The sequence below is a fragment of the Chroococcidiopsis sp. [FACHB-1243] genome (genome assembly GCF_014696895.1).
Taxonomy (GTDB): domain Bacteria; phylum Cyanobacteriota; class Cyanobacteriia; order Cyanobacteriales; family Chroococcidiopsidaceae; genus Chroococcidiopsis.
In genome coordinates this window covers 151,351-169,294 of record NZ_JACJQX010000004.1, presented here as the reverse complement: position 1 = coordinate 169,294, position 17,944 = coordinate 151,351, and the positions used below count along the sequence as shown (strand labels likewise).

The window sequence follows — 17,944 nt, the reverse complement described above, 5'->3', positions numbered from 1 at the left end:
AGATAGTGTAATCAACTGCACAAAGCCGCGATCGCAAATTAATAAACCTTAATGTCTTGAGAACAAATGCAATACTGCTTAATTGTTTGCCTTGATTGCAGGCAATGCTCTCCAATTGTCCGATCGATCTTCGATTGATTTACAACTCAAATAAAGTTGCTGTACAGTAGCGATACTTAAAATTCTAGACTTACAAAAAATATGTTGCAATTTAAACCAAAATTCTTTATGATTTTGCTGCCAATAGCAATTTTGGCATCAAATTACACAAATAAAAATTCTTTTTGTCAGGAAAATTAAACCGAAAAACCAAAGCTAAAAATCAAGAATTATGAACTTTCAAGTTGGCAATATTTGAAGTGAAGAAAATAGCTGTCACCCACTCCTATTCCCTGTTTCCTGCCCGATGGAAAACTATTAAGTACTAGCTAATGCAGTCGGAACAAAGTAAAAACAGTGTCTTGCGTTTAGTCCGCCAGGACACACCCAAGAACCCACCAACTGAAGCAAATCCTGCTTTCTTACGTCCAGTGCAGAGTAATGAGTTTCTCCCGCCTATTAGCCTGTGGACGACTTTAGGCGGGTTGTTGCTGCTCGGTACAGTAGCTATAGGGCTGGCTCTGGCGGCTACGATTCATTACAAAGCAATGGTAAAGTCTGCTGCTACTATCCGTCCGGCAGGAGAGACGAGAATAGTCCAAGCCGCGATCGCTGGTTCCATACAACAGATTTTGGTTAAAGAAAACCAATCAGTCAAAAAAGGACAGGCGATCGCAATTATTGATAACGCTCAACTCTTGACAAAACAGCAACAGGTGACGGGCAGCATCCAAAATAACGAACTGCAACTGGCTCAAATTGATGCTCAATTACTATCCCTCAAAAGACAGCGTGACTTTGAGTCAGGCTTAATCGGGCGCAATGTTGCGGCGGCTACTGCCCAACTGCAAAGCCATCAGCGGGAATATCAGGATCGACAAATCACATCCCAAGCTCAAGTGCAAGAAGCAACAGCAGCACTAGAGTTATCGAAAGTTGAGATGGAACAATTTAAGCAATTGGCAAATACAGGAGCAGTGACGCAGTTACAAATCAAAGAAAAAGAACAAGCATTTGCTGCCGCTGAAGCTAAACTCAAAGGAGCCAAAGCCGCGCTAAATCCTACAAGTGCAGCGATCGCCATGGCAACAGAACAAGTTGCCCAAGAGCGAGCCAAGGGCGAGATCTCCCTCGCTAATTTAAACAAAGACCGAGAGGTGTTGCGTCAACGTCGTCTTGCCCTAGAAAATGAGATCGAGCGCGCCGCTAGAGAACTACAGCAAGTCCAGCACGAGCTGAAAAAAGCCGTTCTCTTAACTCCTGACGCTGGTAAAGTCTTGAAACTGGAGTTACGCAACCCCGGACAAGTCGTAAATGTAGGGCAATCGATCGCGCAGATCGCTCCCAGTCAAGCGGCGCTAACAATTAAAGCGCGAGTAGCTGCTCAAGACATCAGTAGTATTCAAATCTGCCAGAAAGCGGCAGTTGCAGACTGTAAAACCGGAAGAGTGCAGTTGCGGATTTCTGCCTATCCTTATCCCGATTACGGTATTCTACGAGGTGCGGTAAGGGCGATTTCTGCCGACGCGATCGTCCCCCAAACTCAATCACCCAATACTGCCTCACCATACTACGAAGTCACGATTCAGCCAGAAAAACCTTATCTAGTCAAAGGCGATCGCACCTACTCGCTCAAACCTGGAATGGAAGTTAATGCAGATATTGTTGCCCAAGAAGAAACCGTGCTGAAATTTTTACTCAGAAAGGCAAGATTACTGACGAGTTTGTAGTAGTTGGTAATGGGTAATGGGTAATGGGTAATTGGTAATTGCCCCTCTACCCCTCTGCTCCCTACTCCCTGCTCCCTACTCCCTGCTAGAAAGGCTATTTTTAGCAATGTCGCGCACTTTGGCTTTCAAACTGGGTGGGGCAGCTTTTTCTGCTTGTGAAAAGAGGCGATTGGCAGTTTGTCGATCGCCTTGTTCGATGCGGATTAGGGCTTTATTTACCAAAGCTGCAACATTGTCTTTTTCTTGTAAGAGGACGCGATCGTAAGTGGATTCTGCTTTTGGCAGTTGTTCGGTTAGTTTGTAAAGCTGAGCTAAATTCAATTGGAGTTCCAGTCTTTCTGGCTCTTGCCTGACGAGTTTTTCCATTAACGGAATGGCTAAATTTGGTTGTCCTTGTTGGATACGTAGGTTTGCTAGCTCGACTAAGGCATCAAAATTGCCGGGATCGTTTTGTAGAAGTTGCTCGTAGGCTTGAATTTTGCTGTCTGTGTCTGAAGCAGCTTTGGGTGCGATCGCTAGTGGTTTTCCGCCCCACAATGAGGTGACAGCAATTCCTACAACTCCTAAGATACCTATACCTGATAGGATTAGGGGTAGGCTTTTGCTACCGAGCATCTGTTTGAAAATAAACGTTTGCTGAACGGGAGAAAGTAGCTGTTGCTTTAAACCACTGCCCAGATCTTGTTTGGGTTGCGTTTGGTGTAGTCTTTTCAACTCTGATACAAGCCATAGAATCGGTGTAGCTGCACCAGTTGGTTTAAGTTGGGGTACGCCTGCAAACGTGACTAGCGGGATGGCAGAGTAAAATTTTTGATAGTTCGCTTTGGCTGCATCTAGACGAGATAGGAGAGGTTGAATTTTTTCCTCGATTTGTAGCAAGCTTAACGGTTCTGGGGCGAGTAAATCGCATTTGGTAAAAACTAGGGCGATCGCGTATTTGATATTATGTTGGTTGACTAAAGAGGCGATCGCTGCTACTTGATCGATCGTTTGCGTTAGTTGTGGTAGGTAAGCAGCATTATTTACTAACGCTTCTGCATTAACAAACGCACAACAACCATGAGAACTCAACACGAGTTTTTGATATTTAGGGTTATTAAAGTCGCAAGATTCCCCTGGTAAATCCCACCAACTAAAATCGCAGAGAGTCTTGGTTTTCCACCAGCCATGACGCTTCAAACTAAAGTTAAAATTGGCAATTTTCATTGTGGGGGGCGGATATTGACCTGTTTGCGTAATATAGTTAAGAACTTTTTCAATCTTTTCTTGCTCTTGACTGTTGTGGCTATCAAACCATAATTTTTGCGGGCGTTCTGCTGTAAAACCCGAATGCAGTTCGATGTAGCTGCCAGCCAAAAACACTGTTTTGCCAACTCCTCTTTGACCAATACTCAATAAATTTAATGTCTTGGTGGCACTGCTAGATTGCTGATTCATGTGCTGTAAGATCGTCTGTTTTAGAGTAGTAGCGGTCATGAGGAACTCGGAAGTCATAAGTTAGAAGTTAGAAGTGTATCCTATAACTGAAATTGAACGTACAGCAGTTAGATACATATATCTTTTTACTATTCACAAATAAATTTAAAAATTAAACATATAATCTTGCTGTTTTAATATTTAAATTTTGGATGATTTTGATTATCGATCGCGAGTCAAAAAAAATGCAGGCAAAAAATTAGTTCTCGGTAGTTATTATTTATCAATTACCATGAAAGATTGTAAAGATGAAGTCATAGATTTCAATCAAGTTAGAGTTAACTGCAAATTATCGATACATTCATATTTTTAGATCTGCCAAACCCAAATAGCGCACTCCAACCGGAGTTACCTCAAAGCGGCAAGGCAAAACCTCCAAACCTAGTTGCATAGCTTCACGCAACAGTTGACCGTAGACTGGATCGGCAGCATCACCAGGAGCAAACTGCGTACAGTCACCCCGGTTAATAGCATAAAACATGACTGCCCTTGCGTGAGGCAAAAGCGCGCTCAACTCTCGTAAATGCTTTTGTCCTCGTATCGTTTCGGTATCAGGGAACATAGCTAATCTTTGCTGCGCCCATGTCGTGCTTTTAACTTCAATATAAATCGGGCGATCGCCAGTCAATAAAAAGTCTACGCGACTTTTACGATCTGCACCATAGGGGACTTCACAGCGAATTTGGCTATAGCTACCGAGTTCGGGAAATAGTTTTTGTGCCAGCGCCAGCTTGACAATACGATTGGGTAAAGCAGTATTCACAATTACCCAGGTAGGCTCGTTGTCGTTGACTTCAATCGCCTCCCAAGTATAAGGTAATTTGCGCGTGGTAACTGAGCTATACGACACTAGTACCCGACTTCCAGGCGTACAAATCCCCGTCATGGGACCAGTATTTGCACAGTGTGCCGTTACCACTTCCCCCGTTTCCAGCTCAATATCAGCCAGAAAGCGCTTATAGCGTTTGAGTAAAATTCCAGCATGAAGAGGTGGATAGGTATAAAGCATAATCAGGGAGCAGGGAACAGTGAGCAGTGAGCAGTGACCAATGACCAATGACCAATGACCACTACCCACTATGTATCAAAACCAACTCAAACACAAATTACACCAGGGCGAGGTTGTCTTGGGATTATTTACCAACTGCGCTTATCCGGCATTTATCGAAATTTGCGGACATGCAGGTTTGGATTTTGTTGTTATCGATTTAGAACACGGTTCTCTTAATACTCTAATAGCGGAAGATTTATGTCGCGCTGCTGACTGCGTGGGGTTAGCACCAATTATCCGTGTCAGTCAGAACAATCCAGCCCAGATCCAAAGAGCGCTTGATGTTGGTAGTGCAGGGGTACAAGTGCCGCAAATCGAGACGAAAGCCGACGCGGAAGCAGTAGTAAGGGGAGCAAAGTTCAGTCCATTGGGGGCGCGAGGGTTGTCACTTTATACCCGTGCCGGGGTGTACACAGCCGCCGGAACGCAAAGAATCGAGCAGTTAAATGAAACATCTTTGGTTGTCGTTCAGGTCGAAGGCAAACAAGGTATTGATAACTTAGCAGAAATTGCCAGCGTTCCCCACATTGATGTTATCTTTCTCGGTCCCTACGATCTATCGCAATCTTTAGGAATTGCCGGACAAGTACGAGATCCCCGTGTTGTTGAGTTGATGCGGACTGGAGTAGAAACTATCCGTCAGGCTGGCAAAGCAGCGGGGACATTTGCCGACACTCCAGAAATTGCCCAGCAATGGATTGCAACTGGCGTGCAGTTTGTTGCTGTGGGCGTGGATGTAGGAGTTTTCTTGCGTGCTTGTCAGGCGTTGGTTAAAGCCGTGCGATCGCAGTAAACTTTCATTGATAGTGGTTTGTAATTAGGTAAAACAGACGATCTGTAGGGGCGCACAGCCGTGCGCCCCTACAAATGTCATGCACGCAATCGAGAATTGCTATGAATTAAATTTCATTCAAAGGCAACTAAAAAACGATCGCCCCCAAAAGAGCGATCGCTAACTGATAACAATGTAGAGACGTTACATGTAACGTCTCTACATTGTTATCTACACCAAAACAGATTGCATCAAAGGCTGATCTTGAGGTAGTTTACCCGATCGCAACCACTCTTCCATATCAGATGGAGCTTGAGCGCGGTTGAGTCGTTCCCGCAGTTCTGCACCTTCAAGAATTTCTTTCTGTAATAACAACTGAGCTGTTTCTTCCAATAACTCCTTATTATTGGACAAGGTAGCCAGCGCGATGTGATGCGCTCCATCAACTATTTCTTTCACCTCGCGATCGATCTCCTCGGCGACTCTCGGACTGACAGAACGGCGAGGATTGCCATATCCACCGAGAAACTCTTGCTGAGTCTTTTCAAACGCTACAGGTCCCAATTCATCGCTCATACCATACAGGGTAACAGTACGCTCTGCCAAATCAGTAGCTTTTTGAATGTCGTCACTTGCACCAGTCGAGACTTTACCAAAGATTAACTCTTCTGCCGATCGCCCGCCTAATAGCGTCGCAATTCGACCGCGAATTTCATCCTCTATCATCAAAAAGCGGTCTTCTTCCGGTAACTGGAGAGTGTAACCCAAAGCACCAACACCGCGAGGCACGACAGAGATTTTCTCGACTCTACCCGCACCTGGCATCAAAGCGGCGATAATCGCGTGACCGACTTCGTGATAAGCAACCGTCTTTTTCTCGGTTTCATTGAGTACCCGCGATCGCTTTTCTAAACCACCAATAACTCGTTCGATTGCTTCGTTAAAGTCCGCTTGAGTAACAGCATCGCGATTTTGTCGCGCCGCTAACAGCGCCGCCTCGTTGACTAAGTTAGCTAAATCAGCACCAGCAAAACCGGGAGTCCGCGTAGCGATCGTACCTAGATCGACATCCTCTGCTAATTTGACGCTTCTCGCGTGAACTTTAAGAATCGATTCTCGACCGATTTTATCAGGACGGTCTACCACTACTTGACGGTCAAAACGACCAGGACGACGTAATGCAGGGTCTAAGACTTCAGGACGGTTCGTTGCAGCAATGATAATGACACCCGTGTTGGCATCAAAACCATCCATTTCGGTAAGTAACTGGTTCAGGGTTTGTTCCCGTTCGTCATTACCACCAGGGAAACCATTCGCACCACCGCGAGACTTACCTAAAGCATCTAACTCGTCAATAAAGACGATACAGGGTGATTGTTGCTTCGCCTGGACGAACATGTCGCGTACTCGCGCCGCACCGACACCGACGAATAGCTCGATAAATTCCGAACCGGAGATACTGAAGAAGGGGACACCAGCTTCACCCGCGATCGCTTTTGCTAGAAGAGTTTTACCTGTTCCAGGAGGACCCACCAAAAGCACGCCTTTGGGAATTTTTGCGCCCAAGCGAGTGTATTTAGTAGCATTTTTCAGGAAATCTACGATTTCTTGTAGTTCTGCCTTGGCTTCATCAACCCCGGCTACATCGGTAAATTTCACGCCAGTACTACCTTCAGAGTAGATCCGCGCTTTACTTTTACCAACAGTTAAAGCTGCGGGACCGCCACCACCTTGACGGTTGAGTAGAAAACCCCAGATCCCAAAGAAAATTAATGGAGGTACGACCCAACTGAGAAGAGTGCCGATCCAACCACTATTACTTGGTGCTGGAGCAGTAAACTTAACGTTGTGGTCGCGCAGGATCTTAGGTAAATCTAAGTCAATTGCGACTGGCGTAGTCGTGAGAACTTGGTTCGCCGGAAGGCTACTTTCCGGTTGGTTAGGATCTGCTTTGAGAGTAAACTCAATGCGATCGCCCCCTACAATAGCTCTATCTACCCGATTTGCTTCTACTTGTGCAATAAAGTCACTATAAGCAACTTGTGGCTGTCTAGCTCCAAAACTGGGAACAATAAAGTTGAGCAGTAATAGTACAGTCAACAAAATGAGTAAACTGCCGCCAAACTGCCGGACTCTAGGCGGTTTGAACTGGCGATTATTATTGGTTTCAACAGGCATTTTGATTAATTTTTATGCATCATTTTATACGTATTGTAAAGATTTTCTACACTCTAACTGGTTCGGTGACTACTCCATATATCTATCGCAACAGCCGAACTTTTTAGAGAGAGTAGGGAGTAGGGGAAGATGAAGAAACCACTTCTCGCCTCTTGCAACAAATGACCAATGACCAATGACAAATGGCAAATACTATGAATGCTTTTGAGGGATGGAAACAACAGTTATGGTTTATCGCAGAGCTGATGATTATCTCTGCTGCTCTGTCATATCTGATTAAATATGGTGGTGCTTACTTACCTTTGAGTGGTACATCAAGCCAAGCACTATTTATAGTATTATTACCTACCGTCGTTATGGCGATCGCTCTCTATTTGCGATATCTATTTCATAAAAAGCAGGGGTAAACAGCGAGAGCAACTACCAACTACTAACTACCCATTACCTATTACCTATTACCAATGAAACTCGGTCAGTGGCTCGGTTTATTAGCCATCATTGCTTCTATTTATATTCTGTGGCAAATTCGCCAAATTCTCTTATTATTATTTGCTGCAGTTATTCTATCAACTGCCTTGAATCGGTTAGCCAGAAGATTTCAGCGATCGGGAATGCGGCGATCGCTTGCTGTTGTCTTATCAGTTGGTATATTTCTAGCTGGAGTTATTGGTTTTTTCTGGTTAATTGTTCCACCATTTATCGAGCAGTTCCAAGAGCTTACAGTCAGAGTTCCTAGAGGTTTAGATCGATTTAACATTTGGATAGAACAATTAGGAACTCGCGTTCCTCAGCAAGTAGCTCCATACTTACCAAATGTAGATAGTCTTAGCAAACAAGCACAGCCATTTTTTGAGCGCGTCTTGGGCGGTTCTTTTGCTTTCGTAACTAGCTCTTTAGAATTTATTATCAAGTTTTTACTTGTATTAGTATTAACGGGGATGATGTTAGCTAATCCCCATGCTTACCGTCAGGGCTTTGTTAGATTATTTCCTTCATTTTATCGCCGTAGGGTAGATGGAATTTTACACGAATGCGAGGAGTCGTTAGGCAAATGGCTGACTGGTGCTTTAATTAGCACGAGCGTAGTTGCACTGATGAGCATGGTGGGACTATCGGTGTTGCGAATACCAGCAGCTTTGGCATTGGGAGTTTTAGCAGGATTTCTCAATTTAATTCCCAATGTCGGTCCCACTATCAGTGTAATTCCACCTATGGCGATCGCGCTGTTAGATACGCCGATCAAATCCGTACTCGTATTCGTTCTCTATTTTGTGATTCAACAAATTGAGAGTAATTTTTTGACACCATATATCATGGCGCAGCAGGTATCTTTACTACCAGCCGTGACTTTGCTAGCTCAAGTATTTTTTGCCACGTTCTTCGGCTTTTTAGGTTTATTACTGGCGCTACCTCTAACTGTAGTAGGCAAAATTTGGTTTCGCGAAGTCTTGTTAGAAGATGTACTAGACCGCTGGCAGTGGGGTGGAAACCAAGATACTACTGGACTCGATTCATTGTGCGGGTTGCACGATTCCCCACAGAACAAGAACAATCATTCAACTTCAGATGAGGGAGCTGAGGGAGTGAAGAGAGCTGAGGAAGCTGAGGGAGCTGAGGAAGCAAGTCGTAAGTCGTAAGTCGTAATGAATTCCGAATTCCGAATTCTCCCCGCGCACCAAACCCCACACCCTTTCTTCACTGATAACTGGTCTGCGTAGGTACGAATTTTTTTCTCTAGAAATATAACTAAAATGTGAAGAGGTTTAAATTATTTTTAATCATTGAACTAAGTTAAGTGAAAATCATTTAAGTTGCGCTACAATTCTATTCCACCCCTGATTTGTAACTGTGCAACAATAATGTAAATCCTAGACTAAGAGCTTGCTATCTAAGTAAGAATACTCATGACAGTCTGGGAAAAGTGACAGATAAAAGACTGGCTACTACTTGCTCATTAATTAGTCTTTGATGCTTAATAATCAGTTGGAACAAAAAGGTGAAGTCCAAATGTCACCAGCAAAGTACATGCAGTTTCTGCAATTTCTACAAGAAGACTTATCAATTTCGGCAGCATCGATCGATATGGCTACCCGCCATCGAGAACAAGATCCTGGTCCTTTGCCAATGATCCTATGGCAATATGGCTTAGTCACGCTCGAACAACTAGATCGAATTTATGACTGGTTGGAAAGAGCGTAGCAGTGCCATGAACGATTTAGTCAAATTCAAGCGTGTCACAGTAGAAATTTTAAATAGCAATGCACAAACTAAAATTTCTTTTTTGGCGAAGTTGTAGAAATTTTACTCATAAATTTATACTTACACAACGAGAGCGGGATGAATTATCAACCCGCTCTTTTGATTATTAGCGAGTAGTGGGGTAGTGAGTAGTGAGTAGTGGGTGTGAAGAGACAAGCAAAAGCAATAAGTTCTTCCCTGCTCCCTGCACCGAAGCGCTCCCTGCTCCCTGTTTAAGAAGCAAACACGCGAACTGCTGCTGCTATGCCAGCTCCAGGGGTGAAACCTTCATACCCCAATTCGTGTAAAGCGACTTCTAAAGCACCAATTGCACTGAGAATATCGCGATCGCTCACGAAACCTAAATGTCCGATGCGGAAGATTTTCCCCTTCAAGTGGTCTTGTCCGCCTGCTAGAGCGATGTCAAATTTCTTCTTCAAAATCGAGCGAATTTGTTCGGCATCGACTCGATCTGGTGCTACAGATGTAATTGCCGGACTCGCGCAACCATCCGCTGCAAACAAAGGTAAATTTAAAGCTTTTACGGCTTCGCGAGTCGCTTGAGTCAGGCGTTGATGACGAGCAAAAATTGATTCTAAACCCTCTTCTCTCATCATCTTTAACGTCGCGTGCAGCGCCACAATTAAATTCACTGGCGGCGTGAAGGGAGTCGTATTTTTCGCTGTCGATTTCCGATATTTACCCAAGTCTAAATAGTACTTGGGTAGTTTAGCGGTTTTGTAAGCTTCCCAAGCTTTGGGACTAACAGCAACAAATCCTAAACCGGGAGGAATCATGTAACCTTTTTGCGAACCCGACGCAATGACATCTATACCCAAAGTATCCATCGGGACGTTATACGCACCCAAGCTGGTGACAGCATCGAGAATCATTAAGGCTTCGCCGTGTTCCTTAACGTGACTGACGATCGCTTCTAAGTCGTTAAGTACGCCTGTAGAAGTTTCGCTGTGGGTGAGAATGACGGCTTTAATTTGCTTGTCCTTGTCTGCTGCTAGTTTTTCGGCAAATACTGCGGGGTCGAGGGGTTGTCCCCATTCGGCAGTAATTTTCTCGACTTGAAGACCATAAGCCTCGGCAACTTCTCCCCAGCGATCGCCAAACTTACCATTGCATCCTACCAAAACGCGATCGCCTGGGCTGAGAAAATTAATGATTCCTGCTTCTACTGCCCCAGTGCCGCTAGCTGTTAGCATCAAAACATCACTCTCGGTTTGGTGCAGCCATTTTAGATTTGCTGTCACTTCTGCCAAGATGTTGCTAAATTCACTAGTGCGGTGTCCGATCGGATGTTTAGCGAGGGCGAGTAACGCTGCTTCCGGTACAGGCGTGGGACCAGGAATCATCAGCATTAATTTGTCATTCATCATTAGTTTGTCCTACTATCTATCGAGGTAAATCCATTGGCTACACGTCAATCCAAGCGCAATCTCTATTTCGTGACTTGTGGTTTGCGATCTGTAGTTTGTAACTTGTAAATCGATTTTATAGACGAATCCCGCGATCGCAATTGAGGAATCTTGTTTTTTGTATGAATAAATTTAACGATTCATAAGTTGAATCACGAATTCTTGCAGCATTTATTTGAGTCTTGCGATCGTGGCAGCCTTTTATTCTATCACCCGATCGCCGAAAACCTGATAAAAAGCGATCGATAAGCCAAGAGGCAGAGGACAGGAAGTAGAACGTTTGACATATACTATTGGTCGCAAGTATCAAATATATCTAGTATGTCTGTATATTTGGTAAACCTAGAACGAAACTTTTGAGTGCGTAACATTTGCAGGGGCGCACAGCTGTGCGCCCCTACAGATCGCGTGTTTTACCCAATTGAAAACCGCTATTGACGAGCGGATAATTTGCTATGACAGATCGAGCTTGGGATAAGTTAATCCAAGGATTACCAATTGTCTTGGCAGGTCCCATCCTACGACACGTAACTCCCGAATCCGTCACAGTTTGGATAGCACTCAAACAACCTGCTGAGGTAGAGCTGACGATTTACGAAACGGCAAATCAGGGTACGGTGCTAGAAACGAGTGTAGTGCAAGGGAGATGCCCGACCGTAGCGTTGGGCAAGTTTCTGCATGTGGTGGCGGTGACTGCTAAGTCTATTGGAAACAATCTGAATAGCGATCGCCTCTATGCCTACGACCTTCGATTTTCGTTCGACGACCCACAGCAAAGCCCAAAAACCCTACAACAAGCTTTACAATCGCTCGACTTTCCTACAGTCAGCATTAGCTACTTCGCCCATCAAAAGCCTACCTTTGTTCTGCCACCGCATCGTTTAGAAGATTTACGCATCGTCCAAGGTTCCTGTCGCAAACCGCACGGGGGTGGATATGATGCCTTACCAATTCTTGACAGCTTAATTGAGGATAGAGCAGCTCAACCTCAACACCGTCCCCATCAACTGTTTCTCACTGGCGATCAAATCTATGGCGATGACGTTGCCGAACCTTTTTTGTGGGTTGCTAGTCCTCTGGGTGATGCTCTCTTGGGTTGGGACGAAAAGTTACCTGTGGGTTGGCGAGAACCCGATGATGTAGAGTACTATACACCGCAGCAGCTACCTTTTGGACGACGAGCTGAAGTTGCTACCACTCACGCGGGTTTTACAGCTGGACTCCGCAATAAACGCGCTAAGGTCAACAGTCATTTACTGAGTTTAGGCGAGTATTATGCTTGCTATTTGCTCGCTTGGTCGCCGACATGCTGGCTGATGCAGATTCCCCCAGGAAAACAAATTAGCGATCGCCGCCAAATTAGCCGTCGTTGGGATCGAGAAACACGGGCATTGCGGCAATTTATCCATACATTATGGAAAGTCCGACGCGCTCTTGCCAATATTCCTACATACACAATTTTCGACGATCATGATGTCAGCGACGACTGGAACCTCAACCGCGCTTGGTGCTTGCGCGTTTTGGGACGACCTTTAGGACGAAGGACAGTACAAAATGCGCTGCTAGCCTATGCAATGTTTCAAGCGTGGGGCAACACACCCGAACAATTTACCGCAGGACAAGCGGGTGCAGAACTCCTGACTGCTGCTGCCGACTGGTCGTCATCGAGCGGGACTGACACTGTTGCCTACGATCGCATTGCTCGTTATGTCGGAATGCCCCTCATCGACGCGCAAACGAATCTACCAACTTTTATAGAGGATGGTACGGTATTAATCCTCAAACGACATCCAGAAGCGATCGCGTGGCACTATACTGTCAGGAGCCATTGTCATGAAACGATCGTCTTAGATACGCGGACGTGGCGAGGCTATCCAATCGATGAAAAATCGAGCGCGCCACCCATGCTACTGTGTCCGACTGCCTTCGAGCAACAACTGCGCCTACCACTGCAACAATCGGCATCTGAAACCCAAATTCAACTCACTTTCGCGATCGCACCGACTAACATATTTCATCTCCAAGCGATCGATTGGATTCATCATTGGCAATTGCGCCGCAACAAAGTATTCGCCACAGATGTTGGCGATGCCTGGAACATCAATTTAGAAGCTCTCGCACAACTTTTAATCGTCCTATTCGAGCAACGCCGACAAGTTGTCGTCTTATCTGGAGACATTCACTACAGCTCGATGGTTCGCCTCACTCGTGAATCTAACTTAGGCGAATCTAACTCTGTGTTGGCACAGCTCACTTGCAGTGCGTTGAAGAATGAAGAAACTCTGACGCGGATCGTTCACACCCGCTTAAAAGATTGGTTGCTTCCAGAACGAATGCGCCATTGGAACGGTTGGAGCAACCCACCAAATATGGTCGAACTTTCAGCGCCACAATCCCGCCTCCATTCCGACTCCCGCCCGTCACATCCTCCTGACTGGAACTGTACGCTGGAATGGATATCACGACAAAACGCTCGCACGCCTAGCTTTGGCAAAGACGTAACATGGCTAATTTCACCGAGAAAACAAGTTAGCAGCAAGCGTCAGTGGCTTCAGTTTCTCTATTTTTGGCGATCTCGCTTAGTTCAAGAAGGACGAGAAGCGATCGGCAGAAACAATTTAGCTTTAGTACAATTTCAACTCGCAGAAACGAGCCATTCCTACACAGCCATCCAAGACATATATTGGTTTTCTACCTGGCAACCAACCCAAATCGTCTACAGTCGCTTTAAAAGCCATCTCGCAGATCGCCCATCCCTACCAGACAAAGCATAGCCTCACAACCGCTACAATCTACTTCGCGCTCTTCTCTTCGCGTCTTTGCGACTTTGCGCGACATTCAATTTCCACCCTAACTCATTATCGGAAAACCAAACTGTAAAACTTTTACTTCATTCCCAGATGCAACCGCAGTTTGCCCCACAGGAATTATTGCCAACCCATTAGCTTGAGCAAAATTAATCAAATTGCCAGAGTTGAGACTACCGCTAGCGGGCTGAAACTCAAAATAACCATCGATCAAATGCAATTGTCCCCAAATATAAGTTTCTCGCTTGCCATCAGAACTCAAATCTTGACGCGATCGCGCTTTGACGTAAACCGGTCCCCAATTGTCAGCCAGTCCCGACAACTTCCGTAAAGCAGGTTGAACGAATCGCCAAAAACATACCAAAGCCGAAACGGGATTACCTGGTAGCCCAAAATATAGAACTGGCTTCCGTTCGGTAGCATGAGCAGGAGAAAACTTCGCCACTGTCAGCGGCTTTCCGGGTTTCATCGCCACAGCTCGAACGTGCATTTCCGCCCCCAAAGCCGTTAAGATCTCCTCTACATAGTCGTAATCGCCCACAGAAACGCCGCCAGAAGATAACACCACATCAGCAGTCGCGATCGCTTTAGAAAATGCTTTTTGCAGCAATAAAGGGCGATCGGGAACAATACCCATTGGGATTGGTTCTGCCCCTGTTTGCGTCACTAATGCCGTCAACGCATACTGATTTGAATCGACAAGTTGTCCGATTTCCAATGGAGTTTCAGGGTGAACTAGTTCATCTCCCGTCGAGATGATTGCCACTCGGGGACGGCGATATACTTTCAATTGATTGCATTGTGCGGCTGCTAGCACGGCAATTTGAGCCGCCCGAAGCATAGTTCCTGGGGCTAATAAGGTTTTTCCCGCTTGATAGTAGGATGCCTGGTGGCGAACAAAGGCTTGAGGTTGGGGAGCTGTCAAAATAGTGATGCGATCGCCCTCTCGCTGCGTTTGTTCCTGCATTACTACGGTATCAGCCCCTTCTGGCATCACTGCACCCGTGAAAATTCGTGCTGCTTGCCCTGCCTTAATCAACTGCTGTGGCGATCGCCCCGCGGAAATTTCTTCAACTATCTCCAAAACCACTGGCTGTTGTGAACTAGCATATTGTACGTCCTCATAACGCACTGCATAGCCATCCATTGCCGAATTATCCCAGTGGGGAAAATCTAAATGACCGATCGCTGGTGCTGCCAATATCCGCTCGATGGCAATTAACAGAGAAACAAACTCTGCATCTCGTTGTTTGTCCAGGGGTTTCACCAAGTCTAAAATTGTTGCCTCTGCTTGGCTGACTGGCAGCATGGTTCTTAACTCCTCTTTTTATTCAAGGTTTATGGGTAATTGGTGAGTGACTAGCGGCTAGTAGTTAGTGGCTTAACTCCTCTCTAGTCACCAGCCACTAGTCACTGATAACTGACTTGCACAAACCTGATGAAATATATGATAATAAACGTTTGTGTTAAATTTTGGTAAGACCCCAGAGTTAGAAAAGCTATGGCTAAAGGTAAGGGTGTCCGTATTATTGTGACACTGGAATGCACCGAATGTCGCACGAATCCAGACAAGCGCTCGGCAGGTGTGTCTCGATATACGACAATGAAAAACCGCCGCAATACTACAGCGCGGCTAGAACTGAAAAAATTCTGTACCCACTGCAACCGTCACACCGTCCATAAGGAAATTAAGTAAGCATGAGTTTCTACCGTCGTCGTTTATCTCCGATTAAGCCTCAAGACCCCATAGACTACAAAGATGTCGATTTGCTACGGAAGTTTATTACCGAACGGGGCAAAATTCTTCCCCGTCGGCTTACGGGCTTAACCGCTAAGCAACAGAGAGATTTAACTGTAGCTATCAAGCGGGCGCGACTATTGGCTTTGTTACCTTTCATCAATCCAGAAGGGTAAATTCTTGTCATTCGTCATTTGTCATTTGTAGAGAGATAGATTGCTGGTAGAGTTTGTAGCTGCGGGTAATTCATCTGCGTTTAAATTGACAAATCGAGTATTTTTGCAAATAGTTAGTTTATTTGTACACAAGACAAATGACTAAAGAAAATGAGTAGTAGAAATGTCAGTCGCTAATGACAAATGACAATTGACAAAGGAATGCTAGTCGAATTTAGGGTGCAAGGCGATCGCCGTTTGGGAGTGGTAGACCGTCCAGATGGTAAAACTCGTTGGTTTGTCATAGACGATCGCGGTCAATCCCACAGCCTTGCCCCGCGCCAATTTACCTACGAAATCCCAGGTCAGTCTTACAAACCCTCAGATATTGCCAATTTTTTAGCAGAAGTACAGCCTTATCTCGACCCATCTAGCCTAGAGGTAGCGTGGGAGTTGCTGATAGAAGCAGGAGAAAGCGCCACTCCAGCACAGATGGCAAACTTATTATTCTCCGACCAGAGCCAAGCTCTGTGTTATGCCGCTCACTATTTGCTTTCTGAAGATAAGATATATTTCAAGCAAAAGGGAGATGCTTACGAGCCTCGTTCTGCTAGCCAGGTAGCAGAACGGAAACACCAGCTTGAAGTAGAAGTAACAAGAGCGCGAGAACAGCAGGAATTTCTGTTGCGTACCGAACGAGCGCTGAAGGGAGAAGCCGTAGAATGGCAGCGATACGATCGCCAGCGCCTGGATGCGATCGCCAAGTATGCAATACTTTTAGTTGAAGGGACTCGTCAGGGATTAAATCCAGATGCCCTCGTACGAGCTTATCCGCCACCAGCGATCGTGACGGAGACTATGAGTACTTTGGGGCGTAACGCGACTCCCGTAACAGCATTTCAACTTTTGGTAGATTTGGGTCTGTGGAGTCCGCATGAAAACCTTCACTTGCGTCGCAGTCAAATCCCCGTAGAATTCTCAACCGAGGTTATATCAGTGGCGCAGCAGCGGTTAGAATTTCCACCCCCCGACCCAGACACTCAACGGCTGGACTTAACTCATTTGAAAGTTTACACGATCGACGACCAGAGTACGAGCGAAATTGACGACGGTGTAAGCTGGGAAGTCTTAGCTGATGGACGAGAACGCTTGTGGATACATATTGCCGACCCGACTCGTTGGCTATTACCAGAGGATGAATTAGATCTAGAAGCGCGGCGGCGCGGTACGACCATGTACTTACCGACAGGTATGAGTTCCATGTTTCCAGTGGCACTGGCGACGGGACCCATGAGCTTAATACAGGGTCAGGTTTGCTGCGCTCTTAGTTTTGGTGTCATTTTGGATGCAGCAGGAGCAGTCCAAGAATATACCATCCATGCCAGTTTAATCAAACCGACCTATCGGCTGACCTATGAAGATGTCGATGAGATGTTGGATCTGGGCGTACAAGCCGAGCCGGAAATCGCTGCGATCGCTAATTGGGCGCGTTGTCGTCAAGCGTGGCGACAGTCTCAGGGGGCAATTAGCATTAGCTTGCCAGAAACCGCGATTAAAGTTAAAGACGACGAAATTACAATTGAAGTCTTAAACGATTCTTCCTCCCGCCAACTGGTGGCGGAAATGATGATTTTGGCTGGAGAAGTTGCAGGACGCTACGGTCAAGCACATAATCTTGCCCTGCCATTTCGCGGTCAGCCGCAGCCCGAGTTACCCCCAGAAGAAGAGTTATTACAACTGCCGGCTGGCTTCGTGCGTGCCTGTGCTATGCGCCGTTGTATGCCTAAAAGCGAAATGAGTATTACTCCTACCCGCCATGCTGGTTTGGGCTTGGAGATGTATACTCAGGCAACTTCTCCGATTCGTCGCTATAGCGATTTGCTGACCCATTTTCAACTCAAGGCGCACTTACGGGGTGAAACTCCACCGTTTTCAGCGGAAGCACTCCGTGAAGTGATGCAATCTGTGTTTGCCATGACTCAAGAGATGTCGTTAGTAGAAAGGCAAACCAATCGTTATTGGGGTTTAGAATATCTGCGCCGCCACTCTCAGGATGTGTGGCAGGCAATAGTTTTAATGTGGCTGCGGGAAGATTCGCGCTTGGCGCTGATCTTAATTGAAGATTTGGGGCTTCAGCTACCAATGACATTTAAACGCGGAGTAAGTTTAGGCGAGCAAATTTTAATTAAAGTTGCCTACGTCGATCCGCGTCAAGATATGATTCAGTTTCAAGAAGTGTCTTATTCTGAGGCTGTGGCTGCGAATTGAAACAG

At 45.8% G+C, this 17,944-nt stretch carries 14 protein-coding genes; 9 read left to right on the top strand and 5 right to left on the bottom strand.

The features are described 5' to 3' along the window. Window positions 1–431: 431 nt before the first annotated feature. The gene (locus H6G17_RS04600; protein WP_192154578.1) at window positions 432–1,829 is read left to right on the top strand and encodes an HlyD family efflux transporter periplasmic adaptor subunit; all 1,398 of its coding nucleotides are present in this window, start codon (window positions 432–434) and stop codon (window positions 1,827–1,829) included. A gap of 75 nt (window positions 1,830–1,904) precedes the next feature. Here the strand turns inward: H6G17_RS04600 and H6G17_RS04595 are convergent, their stop codons facing one another. Together H6G17_RS04595 and sfsA are read right to left on the bottom strand one after the other, a co-directional pair. Continuing rightward, a complete protein-coding gene (locus H6G17_RS04595) occupies window positions 1,905–3,323 on the bottom strand; it encodes a tetratricopeptide repeat protein (RefSeq protein ID WP_192154576.1) in 1,419 nt (472 codons plus the stop codon). A 283-nt stretch (window positions 3,324–3,606) separates the two neighbouring features. Further along, on the bottom strand, window positions 3,607–4,314 hold the full coding sequence (gene sfsA, locus H6G17_RS04590) for a DNA/RNA nuclease SfsA (protein WP_192154574.1): 708 nt from the start codon (window positions 4,312–4,314) through the stop codon (window positions 3,607–3,609). Between the two features lie 70 nt (window positions 4,315–4,384). Here sfsA and H6G17_RS04585 point away from each other — a divergent pair, with 70 nt between their 5' ends. Then, window positions 4,385–5,149: an aldolase/citrate lyase family protein gene (locus H6G17_RS04585; RefSeq protein WP_192154572.1), complete on the top strand. Its 765-nt coding sequence runs from the start codon at window positions 4,385–4,387 to the stop codon at window positions 5,147–5,149. A 210-nt stretch (window positions 5,150–5,359) separates the two neighbouring features. Here H6G17_RS04585 and ftsH read toward each other — a convergent pair whose 3' ends face one another. Further along, window positions 5,360–7,306, bottom strand: a complete 1,947-nt coding sequence (gene ftsH, locus H6G17_RS04580; RefSeq protein WP_192154570.1) for an ATP-dependent zinc metalloprotease FtsH — start codon at window positions 7,304–7,306, stop codon at window positions 5,360–5,362. 182 nt (window positions 7,307–7,488) lie between these two features. On the opposite strand from ftsH, the gene H6G17_RS04575 reads away from it, so the two are divergent. The 3 genes from H6G17_RS04575 (at window position 7,489) to H6G17_RS04565 (ending at window position 9,505) form a co-directional block, all read left to right on the top strand. Continuing rightward, on the top strand, window positions 7,489–7,713 hold the full coding sequence (locus H6G17_RS04575) for a hypothetical protein (RefSeq protein ID WP_199316500.1): 225 nt from the start codon (window positions 7,489–7,491) through the stop codon (window positions 7,711–7,713). Between the two features lie 54 nt (window positions 7,714–7,767). Further along, entirely contained in the window at window positions 7,768–8,943 is a 1,176-nt protein-coding gene (locus H6G17_RS04570) for an AI-2E family transporter (protein ID WP_192154566.1), read from the top strand. A 370-nt stretch (window positions 8,944–9,313) separates the two neighbouring features. Beyond that, on the top strand, window positions 9,314–9,505 hold the full coding sequence (locus tag H6G17_RS04565) for a DUF2949 domain-containing protein (RefSeq protein ID WP_106167012.1): 192 nt from the start codon (window positions 9,314–9,316) through the stop codon (window positions 9,503–9,505). Between the two features lie 272 nt (window positions 9,506–9,777). Here H6G17_RS04565 and H6G17_RS04560 read toward each other — a convergent pair whose 3' ends face one another. Beyond that, window positions 9,778–10,929 (bottom strand): aminotransferase class V-fold PLP-dependent enzyme, encoded by a 1,152-nt coding sequence (locus H6G17_RS04560; RefSeq protein WP_192154682.1) that lies wholly within the window; start codon window positions 10,927–10,929, stop codon window positions 9,778–9,780. Between the two features lie 497 nt (window positions 10,930–11,426). On the opposite strand from H6G17_RS04560, the gene H6G17_RS04555 reads away from it, so the two are divergent. Beyond that, window positions 11,427–13,745, top strand: a complete 2,319-nt coding sequence (locus H6G17_RS04555; protein ID WP_192154564.1) for a PhoD-like phosphatase — start codon at window positions 11,427–11,429, stop codon at window positions 13,743–13,745. A gap of 76 nt (window positions 13,746–13,821) precedes the next feature. Here H6G17_RS04555 and glp read toward each other — a convergent pair whose 3' ends face one another. Further along, window positions 13,822–15,087, bottom strand: a complete 1,266-nt coding sequence (gene glp / locus H6G17_RS04550) for a gephyrin-like molybdotransferase Glp (protein WP_192154562.1) — start codon at window positions 15,085–15,087, stop codon at window positions 13,822–13,824. Window positions 15,088–15,279: 192 nt separating this feature from the next. Here glp and rpmG point away from each other — a divergent pair, with 192 nt between their 5' ends. From rpmG to H6G17_RS04535, 3 genes are all read left to right on the top strand, one after another. Further along, window positions 15,280–15,474: a 50S ribosomal protein L33 gene (gene rpmG / locus H6G17_RS04545; protein ID WP_015154144.1), complete on the top strand. Its 195-nt coding sequence runs from the start codon at window positions 15,280–15,282 to the stop codon at window positions 15,472–15,474. 2 nt (window positions 15,475–15,476) lie between these two features. Further along, window positions 15,477–15,692 (top strand): 30S ribosomal protein S18, encoded by a 216-nt coding sequence (rpsR, locus tag H6G17_RS04540; protein ID WP_015154143.1) that lies wholly within the window; start codon window positions 15,477–15,479, stop codon window positions 15,690–15,692. A gap of 189 nt (window positions 15,693–15,881) precedes the next feature. Then, entirely contained in the window at window positions 15,882–17,939 is a 2,058-nt protein-coding gene (locus H6G17_RS04535) for an RNB domain-containing ribonuclease (RefSeq protein ID WP_192154680.1), read from the top strand. Window positions 17,940–17,944 lie beyond the last annotated feature (5 nt).